The organism is Vogesella sp. LIG4, assembly GCF_900090205.1.
Taxonomy (GTDB): domain Bacteria; phylum Pseudomonadota; class Gammaproteobacteria; order Burkholderiales; family Chromobacteriaceae; genus Vogesella.
This window is the reverse complement of sequence record NZ_LT607802.1, coordinates 3,332,870-3,350,533: the sequence shown is the minus strand read 5'-3', so window position 1 is coordinate 3,350,533 and position 17,664 is coordinate 3,332,870. Positions and strand designations below refer to the sequence as shown.

The following is a 17,664-nucleotide window of genomic DNA, read 5'->3' as shown; positions in this document are numbered from 1 at the left end:
CCTGCATATGCAGGGCGGGTGCAAAGCTAGCAAACCTTGTCGTGATCGACAAGCGGCTGTGCCGGTGGGCCGGCGGAAGGAAACTGCCGTCGCAGCCAGCCGTCCATGGTTTCGGCAACGCGGCGCCAGCCGGTATCCAGCATCAGCATATGGCCCAGATCCGGCAGCACTTCGGTATCCAGACCCAGCAATTGCCCGCCGCTGCGGGCTTCCAGCGGGCTGACCAGCAGGTCGTTGCGGCCAACGATGGACAGTGCCGGGCAGGACAGCGGGCGGGTGAACAGCGCCAGGCTCAGGTTCATGTCGAGAATGGCGTGCCGGCTTTCCACCTGGCAGTTGTCGGCCAGCCATTGCGCACTGGCAAGGTCGGTGTCCGGTGACAGCAGCATGCGGCGTACTTCGGCCGCCGACGGCGTGTAGCGGCCCAGCTGGAACAGGTTGAGCCCGAGCAGGATGTCGGGCGCGGTGAGGCTCAGGCGCCAGGTGGACAATGCCATGCCGCCTGGCGGCACGCTGGCCAGCAGTATCGCGGCCGGGGCGGTGCGCTCGCGCAGGTATTGCTGCAGCACGTAGCCGCCCATGGAGTGGCCGATCAGCACCGGTGGCTGCACTAGTTGGCCGCAAGCCCAGGCCACGTCGGCCACGTAATCGCTGATGCCGAAGTCGTGCAGCTGCTCGCGCCCCGGGCTGTTGCCGTGCCCGCGCAGGCTCAGTGCCCAGCAGTCGTAGCCCTGGGCGGCGAACCACGGCAGGAAGTGCTGCTGCCAGCAGTTGGCAGCGCTGTAGGCGCCATGCACGAACAACAAGGGCGGCGCGCCGTGCGCCGCCCCTGCTGCCATGTGGATCAGCTCAAGCTGCTGACTCACAGCACGTCGGCCGCATGGTCGGCCAGGCGTGAACGCTCACCACGCTGCAGGGTGATGTGACCGGAGTGGTCCCAGCCCTTGAAGCGGTCCACCACGTAGGTCAGGCCGGAGCTGCCTTCGGTCAGGTACGGGGTGTCGATCTGGCTGATGTTGCCCAGGCATACCACCTTGGTGCCGGGGCCGGCACGGGTGACCAGGGTTTTCATCTGCTTGGGCGTCAGGTTCTGCGCTTCGTCGATGATCAGGTACTTGTTGAGGAAGGTGCGGCCGCGCATGAAGTTCAGCGACTTGACCTTGATGCGGCTGCGGATCAGGTCGCGGGTGGCGGCGCGGCCCCAGTCGCCGCTGTCTTCCTCGTTCTTGTTGAGCACGTCCAGGTTGTCTTCCAGCGCGCCCATCCACGGCAGCATCTTTTCCTCTTCGGTGCCGGGCAGGAAGCCGATGTCCTCGCCCACCGGCACGGTGACGCGGGTCATGATGATCTCGCTGTACAGCTTCTGCTCCAGCGTCATCGCCAGCCCTGCGGCCAACGTCAGCAGTGTCTTGCCGGTGCCGGCCTGGCCCAGCAGGGTGATGAAGTCCACCTCCGGGTTCATCAGCAGGTTCAGCGCGAAGTTTTGCTCGCGGTTGCGCGCGGTGATGCCCCAGACGTTGTTCTTCTGGTGGCTGTAATCGCGCAGCGTCTCCAGCACCGCAGTCTTGCCGTCCAGCTGGATCACGCGGCACTGCAGCGGCTGTTCGCCCTGCTGCCACAGCAGCTGGTTGAGGATCAGCCCCGGCACGTCCTGGCCCTTGAGCTGGTAGTAGGTGCGGCCGTGTTCCTGCCAGGACTTGAGGTCCTTGCCGTTGCGGTCCCAGAAGCCCTGGTCGATCTCGCGCATGCCGGTGTACAGCAGGTCGGTGTCTTCCAGCACCTTGTCGTTGAAGTAGTCTTCCGCTTCCAGCGCCAGCGCCCGTGCCTTGATGCGCATATTGATGTCTTTCGACACCAGGATCACGTTGCGCGACGGCTCCAGCTGCTTGAGCGCCATCACGATGCCCAGGATCTGGTTGTCGGCCTTGCCCACCGGCATCGAGGCCGGCAGTGTGGCGTGGATGGCCTGGGTCTGCAGCAACAGGCGGCCGGTGGCGGCCTCGCGGCTGGCGCTCTTCAGCTCGATGCCGTCGGCGATGTCGCTGCCGGCCTGGCTGACGATTTCATCGAGAAAGCGGCTGGCCTGGCGGGCGTTGCGCGCCACTTCGGACATGCCCTTCTTGTGGGTGTCCAGCTCTTCCAGGGTGATGATGGGGATGAAGATGTCGTGTTCCTCGAAGCGGAACAGGCAGGTGGGGTCGTGCAGCAGTACGTTGGTATCGAGAACGAACAGTTTGACGTTCTTGCTTTTCTTGCGGCTTGCCATGATGGGCCCCCTTGGCTGGCGGGGCCCACCGGATGTGGCCCCGCTTATAGCGATGTCACGAACGCAAGCACTTCTTCCGCATGACCCGGTACTTTCAGGCCACGCCATTCGCGAAGGATCTTGCCGGCACCATCGATGACGAAAGTGCTGCGCTCGATCCCTCTCACCTGTTTGCCGTACATGTTTTTCAGTTTCATGACAGCAAACAGATTACATACAGTTTCCTCCGGATCGCTGAGCAATTCAAATGGCAATTCGAATTTGGCCTTGAAGTTCTCGTGCGACTTGAGGCTGTCGCGCGAGGCACCGACGATGCGCGCGCCGGCAGCGGCAAAGGCGGCGTGCTGGTCACGGAAGGCCTGGGCCTCGGTGGTGCAGCCGGGGGTGTTGTCCTTGGGGTAGAAGTACAGCACGGTCAGCTGGCCGTCGGGCAGGCTGATCTGCTGGCCGCCGGTGGCGGGGGCGGTAAAGGTCGGGCAGGTATCCATGGTTTGTTTCCTTGTCACGATGAGCGTTTGAGCAGGGCCAGCACGGCACCGCTGCCGCCCTGGTGGCTGGCGGTCTCGCAGAACGCCAGTACGTCCGGGTGGTGGCTGAGCCAGGCGCGCACCATCTTGGGCAGCACCGGCTCGCCGCGCGAGCTAAGCCCCTTGCCGTGAATGATGCGCACGCACTGGCCAAGCTGCCGGGCGCGGTGCAGGAACAGCGCCAGCCGTTCATGGGCTTCGAAGCGGTCCAGGCCGTGCAGATCGAGTTCCGCGCACACTGGCCAGTGGCCGCCGCGCAGCTTGCGCAGTGTGCCGCTGGGCATGCCGGGGCGGCGATGCTGATGTTCAAGCTCGGCGGGTTCGAACCAGCCCAGCATCTGTGCGAACAGGCTGTTGTGCTCGGCTTCTCCCTGGCTGATGGCCGGCTGGCGCAGCGGGCGTGGCTTGGGGCGCGGCAGCGGGTGCTGCACGCGGCCATCCGGTTTCAGCGGCAGTACGTGGCGCATCAGCGCCGGGAAGTCCGGCTCCGGTTCAGGGTTGGCCGCAACGGCAACAGGCAAGGCCCTGGCGGGCCTTGCCTGTGCTTTGATCGGCTTGAGCTGCTCCTTGAGCGACTTCAAGACAATGCCGGCTTAGTGGTCCAGGAAGCGCTCGGCATCCAGGGCAGCCTGGCAGCCGGAGGCGGCGCTGGTGATGGCCTGGCGGTAGATGTGGTCCTGCACGTCGCCGGCAGCGAACACACCCGGCACGTTGGTGGCGGTGGCGTTGCCGTCGCGGCCGCCGCGGGTCACGATGTAGCCGGTTTCATCCAGTTCCAGCTGGCCCTTGAAGATGTCGGTGTTCGGCTGGTGGCCGATGGCGATGAATACGCCCATTACCGCCAGGTCTTCGCTGCTGCCGTCGTTGAACTTCAGGCGCGCGCCGGTTACGCCGCTGTCGTCGCCTAGCACTTCGTCCAGGTTGGCGTTCAGCTTCAGGGTGATCTTGCCGTCGGCCACGCGGGCCATCAGCTTGTCGACCATGATCTTTTCGGCGCGGAAATGCTCGCGGCGGTGGATCAGGGTAACGTGCTTGGCGATGTTGGCCAGGTACAGTGCTTCTTCCACGGCGGTGTCGCCGCCGCCCACTACCGCGACGTCCTGGTTGCGGTAGAAGAAGCCGTCGCAGGTGGCGCAGGCAGATACGCCTTTGCCGGAGAACGCTTGTTCGGACGGCAGGCCCAGGTACTTGGCGGAGGCGCCGGTGGAGATGATCAGCGCATCGCAGGTGTATTCGCCGGAATCGCCGATCAGGCGGAACGGTTTTTCATCCAGTTTGGCGGTATGGATGTGGTCGAAGATCATCTCGGTGCCAAAGCGCTCGGCGTGCTGCTGGAAGCGCACCATCAGCTCCGGGCCCTGCACGCCGGCTACGTCGGCGGGCCAGTTGTCCACGTCGGTGGTGGTCATCAGCTGGCCGCCCTGGGCCATGCCGGTGATCAGTACCGGCTTGAGGTTGGCGCGGGCAGCGTAAACGGCGGCGGTGTAGCCGGCCGGGCCGGAACCCAGAATCAGCAGCGGGCAGTGACGAGTTTGGCTCATGGTGATTTTCCTGTACGTCGGTAATTGCGCCATTTTAGCAATTTTGCGGCGTTCAGCCGAATTGAGCATTGCTAATGACAAGATAGTTTTGTGCTAAGGGTTGTCTGCGCGCGTGGCAAGGCAGGTCAGCGGCACGACATGTCCGGGTGGTAAATGGGTATGTCGGGGTCAAATTCAACGCTGCCGCGCCAACGCGAGGCGGACATGAAAACAGCCTGTGCGTTGGCAACAGGCTGTGTGCTTGCCGGCAAAGGGCTGGATCAGGCGATGGAATGCACCGACTGGCTGTTGTTGTCGCCCTGGAAGATGGACTGTGTGCTCTGGTACTGCGCCACGGCGGTCTGCTGCGCAGAGGCGTTGTACTCGGCCTGGCTGGGCGATTGCTGTTTGGCAGGCGGGGTGTTGACAGTGGCGTTGCCGTTGGCGCTCTGGCCATTGTCGGCATTGCTGGCCGCAGTCGGTGGCGGTGCCTGGGGCGGCTGCAGCGGCGGGGTGGTGGGCGTGCCGGCCACGCCGGGGGCGGAGGAAATCTGGGCGCTGATCAGTTGCGACTGCAGCTGGTTTTCCACCTCGCGGGTGGCCTGGTTGCTGGTGGCGGTGCCGCTTGAGCTTGCCGCGCCCTTGTCCTGGACTGCCTGGGTGGTGAGCGGGTTGTTCTGCGGCGTGCGTTCGGTCTGCTGGATGGTCGCCACGGCAGCAGCCTGGCCGCCCTGGGTGCGCTGGCGCTGCTGTTGCTGTTCCAGCTGCTGGCTGCGGACGATGTCGCTACTGTTGTTGCTGACGATGCCTGTAAGCGTGGCCATGGCAAAACTCCTTGCAGCCGCACTGGCGGCAGACCATGTTGTGCGGCAGCGGTTTGCGGCGCAAAAGCGCACCGTCCCGGCTGCCGGAATGGCAGTTTAACTCATTCATTCAATAACATGGCCTGCCGAATGGCAAGTCAGTTTTCCTGGGTAACCAGTGCCAGCATGCGCTCGGCCAGTTGCGCCACGCTCAGTTCGCCGTCGTTGCGGTACCACTGCACCGTCCAGTGCAGGCTGCCCAGCAGGGTGCGGCGCAGCAGGCGGGTATCGGTTTTCACCAGGCCCTCGGCCGCGGCCTGGTCCAGCACCTGCTGCCACAACTCCTCGTAACGGTCGCGCAGCACGATCAGCCCCGGTTTGGCGGCCGGCGACACGCTGCGCCACTCGTACAGCATCACTTCCAGCGCCGCCTGGTTGTCGCCCAGCAGTGAATGCAGGTGCACGTGGAACAGTGCGGCCAACTTGCTGCGGGTGTCCTTGGCGCCGGCAAGCGCCGCCGCCAGCTGCTCGGTGGTGGCGGTGATGCCCAGCGCCATGACGGCAACCAGGATCTCTTCCTTGGTACGGAAGTGATAGAACAGGCTGCCGGACTGCAGGCCGACTGCATTGCCCAGGTCGCGCACGGTGGTGCGTTCGTAGCCCTGGTCCCGGAACAGGCGGGCAGCGGCGCGCACCAGCTCCATGCGACGGCTGTTTTCTTCCGGTGTGGCGGGGATGTCGTTGCGGTTCATGGTGTCAGTCTTGCGAAGTGGCTTGCGGTGACTTCGGTTGCAATAGGTTTTCGGCTGCCTGCCACACCTGTGCCGGGTGCAGGTTTTCCAGGCAGAGCGTGTGCTTGTACGGGCAGTTGCGCTCGAAACAGGGGCTGCAGTCCATATTGAGCGACACGATGGCGGCCTTGTTGCTCAGCGGCGGGGTGAAATCCGGGCTGGAGGAGCCGTAGATGCCGACCAGCGGCACGTCCAGTGCCGCGGCTACGTGCATCAGGCCGGAGTCGTTGCAGATGGCCAGCTTGGCCAGACCCATCAGGTCGATGGCTTCTTCCAGGCCGGTCTTGCCGCACAGGTTGGCCGCAGCGCCTTCTGCCAGGCTGGCGATTTCGTCGCCGATTTCCTGGTCCTTGGGCGAGCCGAACAGGCATACCTGGTAACCGGCAGCGCGGTAGCGGCGGGCCAGCTCGGCAAAATGGCGCGCCGGCCAGCGCTTGGCCGGGCCGTACTCGGCGCCGGGGCACATGGCCACGATGGGCAGGGCGAGGTCGATGCCCAGCTTGCGGGCGGTGGCCTCCTGCTGCTCGCGGCGCGAGGCCAGCCGCGGATGCGGTATCGGGCGCGGCAGCGCCTGGCCCGGTGCTTCGGCCAGTGCGCAGAAGCGCTCCACCATGGTGGGTAGTTCGTGTTCGTCCAGGTCGCGGGTGTCGTTGAGCAGGCCGTAGCGCAGCTCGCCGGTAAAGCCGGTGCGCTTGGGGATGCCGGCCAGGAAGGGGATCAGCGCCGCCTTCAGCGAATTGGGCAGCACCACCACCTGGTCGAAATGTTCGCTGTGCAGCTGGCGCGCCACTTTCCAGCGCTCCTTCAGCCGCAGCTGGCCGTGGCCGAAGGGGTTGAGATGCGCCTTGGCCACTTCCGGCATGCGCGACAGCAGCGGCAAGGTCCACGCCGGGGCGAACACATGCAGTTCCAGGCCAGGGTGGCGTTCGTGCAGCCGCCGGTACAGCGGTTGCGCCATGACGCTGTCGCCCACCCAGGAGGGGCCGATCACCAGTATTTTCTTGATCATGTACAGAAGCAAAAAAGGTGCAGCAAGGCTACACCTTCAGTCAGGCTATGGGTTGAATGGCTTAGTGATGGCCATGCGGCAGCGGGCCGGTCAGCTTGTAGCGGGTGCCGCAGTACGGGCACAGCGCTTCGCCGCCGTTCTTGACGATGGGCAGGAACACGCGCGGATGGGAGTTCCACTGGACCTGGTCCGGAGTCGGGCAGTGCAGCGGCAGGTCCTTGGCGGTAACTTCGATGACGCGGGCGGTGTTTTCTTTCAGTTCAGCCATGCTAGCTTGCTTTCGGTGTGGTCGAAAATCGGCGGCCGGGGCCGCCGCGAGAGTCGTAAATCAGCCGACGTAGGTCAGCCAGTGCTGTTTGCTGCTGTCGAGGCCCTTCACGCAGTCGAAGTAGCGTTTCTGGATCTCGGCGGTAATCGGGCCGCGCTTGCCTTCGCCGATGTCGCGGCGGTCCAGCTCGCGGATCGGGGTGACTTCGGCGGCGGTGCCGGTGAAGAAGGCCTCGTCGGCGCTGTAGACTTCGTCGCGGGTGATGCGCTTCTCGATTATCTGCAGGCCCATTTCGGTGGCGATCTGCACCACGGTGTCGCGGGTGATGCCTTCCAGCGCGCTGGTCAGGTCCGGGGTGTACAGCTTGCCCTTGCGGACGATGAAGATGTTCTCGCCGGAGCCTTCGGCCACGAAGCCGTCCACGTCCAGCAGTAGCGCTTCGTCGTAGCCGTCGGCGGTGGCTTCGTTATTGGCCAGGATGGAGTTCATGTAGTTGCCGTTGGCCTTGGCCTTGCACATGGTGATGTTCACGTGGTGGCGGGTGAAGGAACTGGTCTTCACGCGGATGCCTTTTTCCAGGCCTTCTTCGCCCAGGTAGGCGCCCCACGGCCAGGCGGCCACGATCACCTGCACGTCGTCCTGCTTCGGTGCCACGCCCAGCTTGCCGGAGCCGTAGAAGGCCATCGGGCGGAAGTAGCAGGACTGCAGCTTGTTGGCCTTCACCACGTCGAGGTGTGCCTGGTTGATCTGCTCCTTGCTGAACGGCAGATTCATGCCCAGGATCTTGGCAGAGCGGAACAGGCGGTCGGTATGGTCCTGCAGGCGGAAGATCGCCGGGCCCTTGGCGGTTTCATAGGCACGCACGCCTTCGAACACGCCCATGCCGTAGTGCAGGGTGTGGGTGAGCACGTGGGTGGTGGCGTTGCGCCATTCCACGAGTTCGCCGTTGTACCAGATGAAGCCGTCGCGATCTGCCATCGACATGGTGAGTTCTCCGTAAGTCCCGTTATTTGATTGTGCGGCGATTATACCGTCGCCACTGGCAAAGTGTTACGGCTTTCACTGCGCGGCAAGACCGAACACTGCCTGCCACAGCGCCTGCACGTGCTGGTAATACGCCAGCGGTGCATGGCTGACCTTGCTGCTGTCGTTGAGGCGGCTGGCGTGCTGCAGGCGGCGGTAGTTGCGGTAGGCATCGCGCGCCTGGTTGGCCAGCTCCGCCGGAATCAGCCCGGCCTCGGCGGCGGTGGCCAGCAGCGCGATATTGCCGCTGTTGGCCAGCAGGCCCGGCACCTGGCGGGCATGGGCCAGGATCAGGTACTGCACGATGAATTCCACGTCCACGATGCCGCCGCGCGCATGTTTGACATCGTCTTCGCGCGACGGGTGGGTTTCCAGCATCTTGTTGCGCATGCCGACCACCTCTGCGGCCAACGTTGGCAGCTCGCGCGGCAGCGACAGCACCTCCTGGCGGATGGCTTCGAAGCGCTGGCCGATGGCGACATCGCCGCAGACGAAGCGGGCGCGGGTCAGCGCCTGGTGTTCCCACAACCAGGCGTCGTGGTGCTGGTAGTGGCGGAACGCCTCGGTGGTGCTGACCAGCAGGCCGCTGGAGCCGTTGGGGCGCAGCCGCAGGTCGATGTCGTACAGCACGCCGGCCGAGGTGGTGCTGGTCAGCCAGGTGGTGATCTTGCGGGCAAGGCGCGAGTACAGCTCGGCCGCGTCGGGGTGTTCGTCGTCGTAGAGGAAGATCACGTCCAGGTCGGAGGCATAACCCAGCTCCTTGCCGCCCAGCTTGCCGTAGCCGATGGCGCTGAACAGCGGCACTTCGCGATGGCGCTTGGGGATGTCCAGCCAGGCATGGCGGATGGTGGCGTCCAGCACCAGGTCGGCCAGCAGCGACAGCTCGTCGGACAGCGCCTCCAGCGTCCACATGCCGGCCAGGTCCTGCGCCACCAGGCGGAAGGTCTGCGCGTGCTGGAAGTGGCGCAGGGTGTCCATCTTGGCTTCCACGTCGCCCTGGCAGTCTTCCAGCTGCTGCTGCAGCTGTGCGGCCAACTGTGGCCAGTCCGGGCTGGCGTACAGCACGCGCGCATCCAGCAGTTCGTCCAGCAGGATGGGGTGCTGGGTCAGGTAGACGGATACCCAGGCGCTGGCGGAGCACAGCGAGGCCAGGCGTTGCAGGGTCTGCGGGTATTCCTGCAGCAGCGCCAGGTAAGAGGCGCGGCGGCTGATGGCTTCGATCAGGGTCAGCACCCGCGACAGCGTGGTGTCCGGGTTGTCGAAGCCGCCGGCCACCTCGATCAGCGGCCCCATCAGCGCGTCCAGCTTCTTGCGGCTGCCGTCCGGCAGCTGCTGGTAACGCTGGCTGGCCTGCAGGCTGCGCAGCTGCTGCTGGGTTGCCTCGGCATCCTGGTAGCCGAGTGCGGACAGTTGGCCGCAAGCGTCGGTGTCGGCGATGTCGCGCCACAGGCCGGTAAGCGGGTGGGCGGGGGCGCCTTCGGTGGGCAGGAAGAACACCTGCTCGAAGTGGCGGGTAACCTTGCGGCGGTGCTGGTTGAGTTCGTCCAGGAAGCGTTGCCAGCTGGCAAAGCCCATGCTGGCGGCGATGCGCTGCCGGTTTTCCTCGTTGCCCGGCAGGCTCTGGGTCTGCTGGTCGTCCAGGTATTGCAGGCGGTGCTCCAGGTTGCGCAGGAAGGTGTAGGCCTGCAGCAGCTCTTCCACCGTGTCCGGCTCCAGCAGCCGCAGCTCGGCCAGCACCGCATAGGTGTCGCGCGTGCTCTTGAGCTGCAGCCGGCGCTCGCGCCCGCCGCGGATCAGCTGGAACACCTGGGCGATGAATTCCACCTCGCGGATGCCGCCCGGCCCCAGCTTGATGTTTTCCGCCATGTCGCGGCGCGCCACTTCGCGGCGAATCTGCGCGTGCAGTTCGCGCATGGCGCCGTAAGCGCCGTAGTCCAGGTATTTGCGGTATACGAAGGGGCGGGTGAACGGCTCCATCTGGCTGGCGTCGCCGGCGATTACCCGGGCCTTGATCCAGGCGTAGCGTTCCCATTCGCGGCCCTGGGTGAGCAGGTAGTTTTCCAGTGCCGCCAGGCTCATCACCAGCGGGCCGGAGTCGCCGTAGGGGCGCAGGCGCATGTCGACGCGGAACACCTGGCCGTCGAAGGTGATGTCGTTCAGCGCGCCGATCAGCAGCTTGCCCAGGCGCGTGAAGTAGTCGTGGTTGGCGAGCCGGCGCTCGCCATTGGTTTCGCCGCCTTCCGGGTACAGGAAGATCAGGTCGATGTCGGACGACACGTTCAGCTCGTAGCCGCCAAGCTTGCCCATGCCCACCACGATCATCTGCTGCGCCTCACCGCTGTCCTCGCCGATGGGCTCGCCGAAGTGCGCCAGCGAGCGGCGGGCAACGGGCAGGGTGATGTTGATGGCGAAATCGGCCAGCAGGCTGATGCTGCGCACTACTTCGTCGAGGTTAGCCAGGCCGCCGACGTCGCGGGCGATCAGCCGCGCCATGACGGCAGTGCGCAGTTTTCTTAGCTGCGTCTGCAGCACTTCCATGCTGTCCAGCTTGTCCCAGTCGGTGAAGGACTGCATTTCGTCCTGGCTGAACGGCTGCGCCAGCCGCTGTTCCAGCAGGGCAAGCTGTTCCGGGTAGGCGGAAAGCTGGCGGTCGAGGTAGTAACTGAATGTTCTGGCTGCTGGGATGGCGGCGAGGTTTGCTGGCATAATGCGCCTTCAACGGTATGACGAAATCGTGACTCCTCATTCTAACCCTTCTCCAGACTCCAGCGCAGCGCGTGAAGACCACAGCCTGCGCATCGTGCATCTGACGCAACGCGTGCTGCGCGTCGTTGCCGCCTTGCTGCTGCTGTGCCTGCTGCTGCTGGGCAGCGCCTTCCTGCTGTTCCGCTTTGCCTTTCTGCCCAATGTCGACCGCCTGCGCCCGGATGTGGAGCGCTGGGCCAGCGACAGCATCGGCATGCCGGTAAAGGTTGGCCGCATCAGCGGCCAGTGGCTGCTGTGGACGCCTGAAATCACCCTCAACGACCTGGTGCTGCGCCCGCGGCCGGACAGCCCGCCTATGCTGCTGCGCGAGGCGCGGCTGGAACCGGGCTGGAAAAGCGTGCTGTACCTGGAGCCGCACATGGCGCGCATCACCCTGCGCGGGCTGTCACTGGATCTGCAACGCCAGCCGGACGGCCGGCTGCGGCTGAACGGCATTCCGCTGGACGAAGGCAAGGGCGACGGCTCGGCGGTGGACTGGCTGCTGCGGCAGGACGAAGTGGACGTGCAGCTGCAGCGCTTTACCTGGCATGACCAGCTGCTGGGCCTGCCGCCGCTGTCGGCACGCGACACCCGCATGCAGCTGAACAACGGCCTGCTGAAGCACCGGCTGCAGGTGCGGGCGCGCCCGGAAAGCACCTTGCTGTCGCGGCTGGATCTCGACGCCAGCTGGCGCGGCAGCAGGATGCGTGAATGGCAACAATGGCGCGGCGACCTGGCGCTGCAGGCTGATGCGCCGGAGCTGGGCTGGTTGCAGCGCTACTGGCCGAACGCGCCGTTCAGCGTGGGCGGCGCGGCATCGTCGCAGCTGGCGATGCAGTTTGCCGATGGCCGGGTCACCCAGCTGGGCGGCAAGTGGCAGGTGGAAAAAGTGGCGCTGTCGCTGTCCGGGCAGGCCGTGCCGCTGCCGCACCTGGCCGGCCAGCTCGACTACCAGAGCATAGAGCCGGGCCGTCACGCGCTGCAGGCCAGCCACCTGATGGTGAATACCCAGTACGGCAAGCTGCTGGCCGATGCGGCGATCCAGGCGCAGTGGAGCGATACCCGGGGGGGCAGTGCACGCGTCAGCCGGCTGTCGCTGGCGCCGCTGCTGCCCTTGCTGAGCCCGCATCTGCCGGCGCTGGCCACCAGCCCGCTGGCGCGGCTGGATGGCGATTTGCAGCAGACCGACCTGCGCTGGCAGGGGCGCCTGCAGGCGCCGCAGGATTTCCAGTTTGCCACCGGTTTTGACGGCCTGGCCTTTGCGCTGCGCAACGGCACCCGCCTGGCTGGCGGCCTGTCCGGCCGGGTGTCCATGGCCAAGAGCGGCGGCCAGCTGACGCTGGATGGCAGCGCGCTGCAGCTGCAGGTGCCGGGTCAGCTGCCGCAGGCGGTGAACCTGCAGAAGCTTGCGGCCAACCTTGACTGGCAGCGCGGCGGTAACGGCTGGCAGATCAATGTGCCGGGGGTGAACGTGGCCACGCCGGATCTGCACGCCGACATCAGGGGCGGTTTGCAGCTGGCGGCCGACGGCAGCGTGCGCAGCGATCTGCAACTGAGCGCCGACAGCATGCCGGCGGCGCGGGTGCCGGCCTACCTGCCGGCGCTGATCGGCAAGGAAACCGTGGCCTGGCTGCGGCAGGCGCTGCAGGGCGGCGAGGCGCGGCAGATACGTGCCAGCCTGCAGGGCAAGCTGGCGGCGTTCCCGTTCCCCGACGGCAAGGATGGCCGTTTCGAGGTGTCGGCCGATATTCATGACGGCAAGCTGCAGTTCGAGCCGGGCTGGCCGGCGATCAGCAGCATTCAGGGCCGCTTCAGCATGCGCAACGACGATATCGGCATCGATGCCGAGCAGGCGCAGACCGCCGGCGTGGCGCTGGATCACGTCAATGTGCAGCTGCCGGCCACCAGCCGTGGCGAAAGCAAGCTGCTGATCAAGGGCCATGCGCAGGGCGAGCTGCCGCAGATGCTGGCCTACACCCGCGCCAGCCCGGTGGACCACTGGCTGGATGGTTTTCTGTCCAGTATCGACAGCAGCGGGCAGGCCGGCCTGCAACTCGGCCTCGACATTCCGCTGGCGCACGTGGCGGACACCCGCGTGGACGGCGCGGTGGCGCTGTCCGGCAACCATCTGCAGTTCCGCAGCCTGCCGCTGCCGGCGCTGGAGAATGTCAGCGGTGTGCTGCGCTTCAACGAGCACGGCGCCTACAGCCCCGGCATCGACTACAGCGCCTTTGGCGGCCGCAGCCACCTTGCCGCCACGCTGGACAGCGCCGGCAAGATGCATTTCACCAGCGCCGGCGAGCTGGAGCTGCAGCAGGTCACCGACCGCTATGTGTCCTTGCTCAGCCGCTACCTGGGCGGCAAGACGCCGTACCAGGCCAGCTTTACCGTTGGCCGCAACCTGGACGAGCTGCAGCTGACATCGTCGCTGCAGGGTGTGGCCAGCAGCGCACCGGCGCCACTGGGCAAGCCGGCGGGCGATGCCTGGCCGCTGCAGCTGGCCTTGCGGCCAACCTTGCATGGCTGGCGGCTGGAGTGGCAGCAGCAGGCACGCGCTGCCGGCGTGGTGACGCTGCGGCCGGATGGCGCGCTGCAAGGCGTTGGTGTGGGCGTGGGCGTGCCTTCGCCCGAGCCGCAGGACAGCATCAGCCTGCATGCCAAGGTGCCGCAACTGCTGCTCGACCCCTGGCTTGATGCCGTGACGGCGGTCGGCGGCACCGGTAGCGGTAGCGGTAGCGGTAGCAATGGTAGCGGTATGCCGCCATTGCAGCTGAGGCTGGAAACGCCGCAACTGCAGGTGGATGGCAAGCAGTTGCACGATGTGGATGGCAAGCTGGACTGGAACGGCGGCACCGCGCCGCTGGTGCTGCAGCTGAGCGCCCGCGAGCTGCAGGGCCAGTTTGGCTACCAGCCGGCCGGTAACGGCGTGCTGCGCGCCCGCATGCAGCGGCTGGCGCTGCCCTTGCCGCAGGTGGAGGGCGCCGCCGGCGAAGAAACACAGCAGTCGCTGCCGACGCTGGACGTGCAGGTGGACAAGTTCCAGTTTGCTGGCCATGAGCTGGGCACGCTGCGCCTGCTGGCGCATCACCAGCCCAAGCTGTGGCTGCTGGACCAGGTGGCGGTGCAGACGCCGGAGGCGGAGCTGCAGGTCAAGGGTGCCGCGCCGGAGGGCAGTAGCAGCGCATCGCGCAATACCGAACTCGACTTTGTACTGCACGCCAGCAATGCCGGCGCGCTGATGGACCGCATCGGCCTGCCTGGCATGCTCAAGGGCGGCGCCGGCGATTTGTCCGGCAAGGTGCAGTGGCTGGGGCAGCTTACCGCTTTCGACCTGGCGCGCATCACTGGTACAGTGAAGCTGGATATGGGCAAGGGCCGCTTCGCCCAGGTGGAACCGGGCGCCGGGCGCCTGCTCGGCCTGCTCAGTCTGCAGTCGCTGACGCGGCGCATCCGCCTGGACTTCACCGACGTATTCAGCAGCGGCTTCGCCTTTGACAGCCTGCGTGGCACCGCCAATATCGATGCCGGCGTGTTCCGCTCCAACGACATCCAGATCCAGGGGCCGGCGGCCAAGGTGGCGATGCGTGGCGAGGCGGACCTCGCCAACAACCGTCAGCAGGTGATGGTGCGCATCACGCCTACCGTGTCGGAAAGCGTGGCGGTGATTACCGGCGCCACGCTGCTCAACCCGGTGGCGGGCGCGGTGGCGTTTGCGGCGCAGAAGCTGCTGCAGGACCCGGTGAGCCAGATACTGTCCTATGAATATGAAATCACCGGCAGTCTTACCGAACCCAAGGTGCGCAAGGTAGGGCAGCAGGTGGAAAAACCGCCGGCAAAATCAACGTCGCACTAGCAGGAGTAATGCAATGAAAAAGAATTTCCGGGTTGCCGCCGTGCAGATGGTGTCGGGCACCGACCCGCAGCAGAACCTGCAGCGTGCCGCCGAACTGGTGGCTGAGGCGGCGCAGCAAGGGGCCGAGCTGATCGTGCTGCCGGAATATTTCTGCCTGATGGGCCGCCAGGATGGCGACAAGGTGGCCATTCGTGAAGCGTTCGGCGACGGCCCGCTGCAGCAGGGGCTGGCGGATATGGCGCGCGAGCATGGCGTATGGCTGGTGGGCGGCACCGTGCCGCTGGCCAGCCCGCAGCCGGGCAAGGTGCTCAACACCTTGCTGCTGTTCGCGCCGGATGGCAGCGTGGCCGGCCGTTATGACAAAATCCACCTGTTCGGTTTTACCGGCCAGGGCGAGCGCTACTGCGAGTCGGACAGCATCGTGGCCGGCTCCGAGCCGCTGAAGATCAGCACGCCGCTGGCGGATATCGCCTTCGGCATCTGCTACGACCTGCGCTTTCCCGAGCTGTTTCGCCAGATGGCGCCGTTCGACCTGCTGGTACTGCCGGCGGCGTTCACCGCCACCACCGGCGAAGCGCACTGGGAAGTGCTGCTGCGCGCGCGCGCCATCGAGAACCAGTGCTACGTGCTGGCATCCGCCCAGGGCGGCACGCACGAGAACGGCCGCAAGACCCATGGCCAGAGCATCGTCATCGACCCGTGGGGGCGCATCGTGGCGCAGCTCGACAAGGGCGAGGGCGTGGTGCTGGCCGATATCGACCAAGATTTGATCCATTCGGTGCGTGACCGCCTGCCGGCGCTGGCACACCGCGTGTTTTCCTGAAAGAAACAATCATGAGCAACGCACAAGCCATTGCCGATACCCTGCTGCTGGCCCCGTACGGGGTGGATGAGAGCGTGATCGACGCCACCCTGGGGCGCATGCTGGCGCACCAGGTGGACTACGCCGACCTGTACTTCCAGTACACCCGCACCGAGGGCTGGAGCCTGGAGGAAGGCATCGTCAAGGCAGGCAGCTTCAGCATCGACCAGGGCGTGGGCGTGCGCGCCGTGTCCGGTGAAAAAACCGCCTTTGCCTACTCCGACGACATCAGCGCCTTTGCGCTGGGCCAGGCGGCCGACGCGGTGCGCGCCATCGGCGCCGCCGGTGGTCACGGCAATGCCGGCGCGGTACAGCGCCGCCTGCCGGGTGCGCTGTACCCGGCGCTGGACCCGGTGGACAGCCTGCCGGCGGAGGCCAAGGTGGAGCTGCTGGAAAAGGTGGAGCGGTTGGCGCGCGCCAGCGACCCGCGGGTGATCCAGGTGATGGCCGGGGTGGTGGCGGAATACGACGTGGTGTACGTGGCGCGTCACGATGGTGTGCGTGCCGCCGACGTGCGTCCGCTGGTGCGGCTGTCGGTAACGGTGATCGCCGAGCAGGCTGGCCGCCGCGAGATGGGCAGCAGCGGTGGTGGCGGCCGTTACGACCTGACCGGTTTCAGCGATGACTTCATCGCCCACCATGTGGAAAAAGCGGTGCGTCAGGCACTGATCAACCTGGAATCGCGCCCGGCGCCGGCCGGCGCCATGACCGTGGTGCTGGGCTCCGGCTGGCCGGGCGTGCTGCTGCACGAGGCCATCGGCCACGGCCTGGAAGGCGATTTCAACCGCAAGGGCACCTCGGCGTTCAGTGGCCGTATCGGCCAGCGCGTGGCTGCGCCGGGCGTTACCGTGGTGGATGACGGCACGCTGCCGGGCCGCCGTGGCTCGCTGGCCATCGACGACGAGGGCAATGCCACCCACTGCACCACGCTGATCGAGAACGGCATCCTGAAAGGCTATATGCAGGACGCGATGAACTCGCGGCTGATGGGCATGGCGCCCACCGGCAACGGCCGGCGCGAGTCCTATGCCCATATCCCGATGCCGCGCATGACCAACACCTATATGCTGGCTGGCGACAAGGCGCCGGAAGAGATCATCGCCTCGGTGAAGGACGGCATCTATGCGGCCAACTTCGGTGGCGGCCAGGTGGACATCACCAGCGGCAAGTTCGTGTTTTCCGCTTCCGAAGCGTGGAAGATCGAGAACGGCAAGCTGGTCTACCCGGTGAAGGGCGCCACGCTGATCGGCAACGGCCCGGACGTGCTGAACTACGTGGGCATGATAGGCAACGACCTGGCGCTGGATGAGGGCGTGGGCGTGTGCGGCAAGGAAGGCCAGAGCGTGCCGGTAGGCGTGGGCCAGCCCACGCTGCGCATCGATGGCGGCCTGACCGTGGGCGGCACCGCTGTCTAGCGCGGTTTGCCGCATGGAGCGGTATTCGCTTGTTCAATAACAATACGAAGACTCGGGCAATGGTAAATACGCAAACCGCGGTAGCGCCGCTGGATGTGCTCAAACAGTTCCGCGTGGTGTTCCGCGCCGCACAGCAGCACTCTGCAGGCATCGAAAAGCAGCTGGGCATTCCCGGTGCGCAGGCCTGGGTGCTGGCCGAACTGAAGGACAGCGGCCCGCTGAAGGCCGGCGAGCTGGCGGCACGCATGTCGATCAAGCCGGCCACGCTCAGCAATATGCTGCTGAAGCTGGAAGAGCAGGGCTATCTGCAGCGCCAGCGCAATGCGCAGGATCAGCGCGTGGTGGAAGTGGTGCTGAGCGAGTCCGGGCGGCAGCTGATGGGTGGCGTGGATTTCGCGCCGCGCGGCTGGCTGCCGGAAGCCCTGTCACGCATGTCGGGCAGCCAGCTGGCCGGTTTGTCCGGCGGGCTGGCGGCACTGCTGATGGTGATGGGCGTGGAGGATGAGGCCGCGGCCAGCACGCTGTTGCCGTTTACCGAGTAAGTCGGCAAGTGCCAGCGACAAGGGCGCCTTCTGCGAAGGC

The 17,664-nt window shown here is 66.0% G+C and carries 15 protein-coding genes; 4 read left to right on the top strand and 11 right to left on the bottom strand.

Annotated features, from left to right (window positions below; all coding sequences use genetic code 11):
- Nucleotides 1-26: 26 nt before the first annotated feature.
- The 11 genes from PSELUDRAFT_RS15540 to glnE all read right to left on the bottom strand — a co-directional run bounded on the left by PSELUDRAFT_RS15540 (nucleotide 27) and on the right by glnE (nucleotide 10,913).
- The gene (locus PSELUDRAFT_RS15540; RefSeq protein ID WP_197693888.1) at nucleotides 27-866 is read right to left on the bottom strand and encodes an alpha/beta hydrolase; all 840 of its coding nucleotides are present in this window, start codon (nucleotides 864-866) and stop codon (nucleotides 27-29) included.
- Nucleotides 863-2,266, bottom strand: coding sequence for a PhoH family protein (locus PSELUDRAFT_RS15535; protein ID WP_088967698.1), 1,404 nt, complete (start codon nucleotides 2,264-2,266; stop codon nucleotides 863-865). Before PSELUDRAFT_RS15535 ends, PSELUDRAFT_RS15540 begins: the two co-directional genes overlap by 4 nt.
- Before the next feature lie 44 nt (nucleotides 2,267-2,310).
- Entirely contained in the window at nucleotides 2,311-2,754 is a 444-nt protein-coding gene (locus tag PSELUDRAFT_RS15530) for a peroxiredoxin (RefSeq protein ID WP_088967697.1), read from the bottom strand.
- Between the two features lie 14 nt (nucleotides 2,755-2,768).
- Entirely contained in the window at nucleotides 2,769-3,374 is a 606-nt protein-coding gene (locus PSELUDRAFT_RS15525; RefSeq protein ID WP_088967696.1) for a Smr/MutS family protein, read from the bottom strand.
- Between the two features lie 12 nt (nucleotides 3,375-3,386).
- On the bottom strand, nucleotides 3,387-4,334 hold the full coding sequence (gene trxB, locus PSELUDRAFT_RS15520; RefSeq protein WP_088967695.1) for a thioredoxin-disulfide reductase: 948 nt from the start codon (nucleotides 4,332-4,334) through the stop codon (nucleotides 3,387-3,389).
- A gap of 260 nt (nucleotides 4,335-4,594) precedes the next feature.
- Entirely contained in the window at nucleotides 4,595-5,137 is a 543-nt protein-coding gene (locus tag PSELUDRAFT_RS15515; protein WP_088967694.1) for a hypothetical protein, read from the bottom strand.
- Nucleotides 5,138-5,274: 137 nt separating this feature from the next.
- A complete protein-coding gene (locus PSELUDRAFT_RS15510) occupies nucleotides 5,275-5,868 on the bottom strand; it encodes a TetR/AcrR family transcriptional regulator (RefSeq protein ID WP_088967693.1) in 594 nt (197 codons plus the stop codon).
- A 4-nt stretch (nucleotides 5,869-5,872) separates the two neighbouring features.
- Nucleotides 5,873-6,916, bottom strand: coding sequence for a lipopolysaccharide heptosyltransferase II (gene waaF, locus PSELUDRAFT_RS15505; protein WP_088967692.1), 1,044 nt, complete (start codon nucleotides 6,914-6,916; stop codon nucleotides 5,873-5,875).
- Between the two features lie 61 nt (nucleotides 6,917-6,977).
- The gene (locus PSELUDRAFT_RS15500; RefSeq protein WP_088967691.1) at nucleotides 6,978-7,184 is read right to left on the bottom strand and encodes a zinc-finger domain-containing protein; all 207 of its coding nucleotides are present in this window, start codon (nucleotides 7,182-7,184) and stop codon (nucleotides 6,978-6,980) included.
- 60 nt (nucleotides 7,185-7,244) lie between these two features.
- Entirely contained in the window at nucleotides 7,245-8,168 is a 924-nt protein-coding gene (locus tag PSELUDRAFT_RS15495) for a branched-chain amino acid transaminase (protein ID WP_088967690.1), read from the bottom strand.
- A gap of 75 nt (nucleotides 8,169-8,243) precedes the next feature.
- On the bottom strand, nucleotides 8,244-10,913 hold the full coding sequence (gene glnE / locus PSELUDRAFT_RS15490; RefSeq protein ID WP_088967689.1) for a bifunctional [glutamate--ammonia ligase]-adenylyl-L-tyrosine phosphorylase/[glutamate--ammonia-ligase] adenylyltransferase: 2,670 nt from the start codon (nucleotides 10,911-10,913) through the stop codon (nucleotides 8,244-8,246).
- A 28-nt stretch (nucleotides 10,914-10,941) separates the two neighbouring features.
- Here glnE and PSELUDRAFT_RS15485 point away from each other — a divergent pair, with 28 nt between their 5' ends.
- The 4 genes from PSELUDRAFT_RS15485 (at nucleotide 10,942) to PSELUDRAFT_RS15470 (ending at nucleotide 17,624) form a co-directional block, all read left to right on the top strand.
- Nucleotides 10,942-14,805 carry a YhdP family protein gene (locus PSELUDRAFT_RS15485; RefSeq protein ID WP_157725157.1) on the top strand — a complete coding sequence of 1,288 codons (3,864 nt, stop codon included), beginning with the start codon at nucleotides 10,942-10,944 and terminating at the stop codon, nucleotides 14,803-14,805.
- A 13-nt stretch (nucleotides 14,806-14,818) separates the two neighbouring features.
- Nucleotides 14,819-15,628 carry a carbon-nitrogen hydrolase family protein gene (locus PSELUDRAFT_RS15480; protein ID WP_088967687.1) on the top strand — a complete coding sequence of 270 codons (810 nt, stop codon included), beginning with the start codon at nucleotides 14,819-14,821 and terminating at the stop codon, nucleotides 15,626-15,628.
- A gap of 11 nt (nucleotides 15,629-15,639) precedes the next feature.
- Nucleotides 15,640-17,082: a metalloprotease TldD gene (gene tldD, locus PSELUDRAFT_RS15475; protein WP_088967686.1), complete on the top strand. Its 1,443-nt coding sequence runs from the start codon at nucleotides 15,640-15,642 to the stop codon at nucleotides 17,080-17,082.
- 188 nt (nucleotides 17,083-17,270) lie between these two features.
- On the top strand, nucleotides 17,271-17,624 hold the full coding sequence (locus PSELUDRAFT_RS15470; RefSeq protein WP_369800121.1) for a MarR family winged helix-turn-helix transcriptional regulator: 354 nt from the start codon (nucleotides 17,271-17,273) through the stop codon (nucleotides 17,622-17,624).
- The last annotated feature ends 40 nt before the right edge of the window (nucleotides 17,625-17,664 follow it).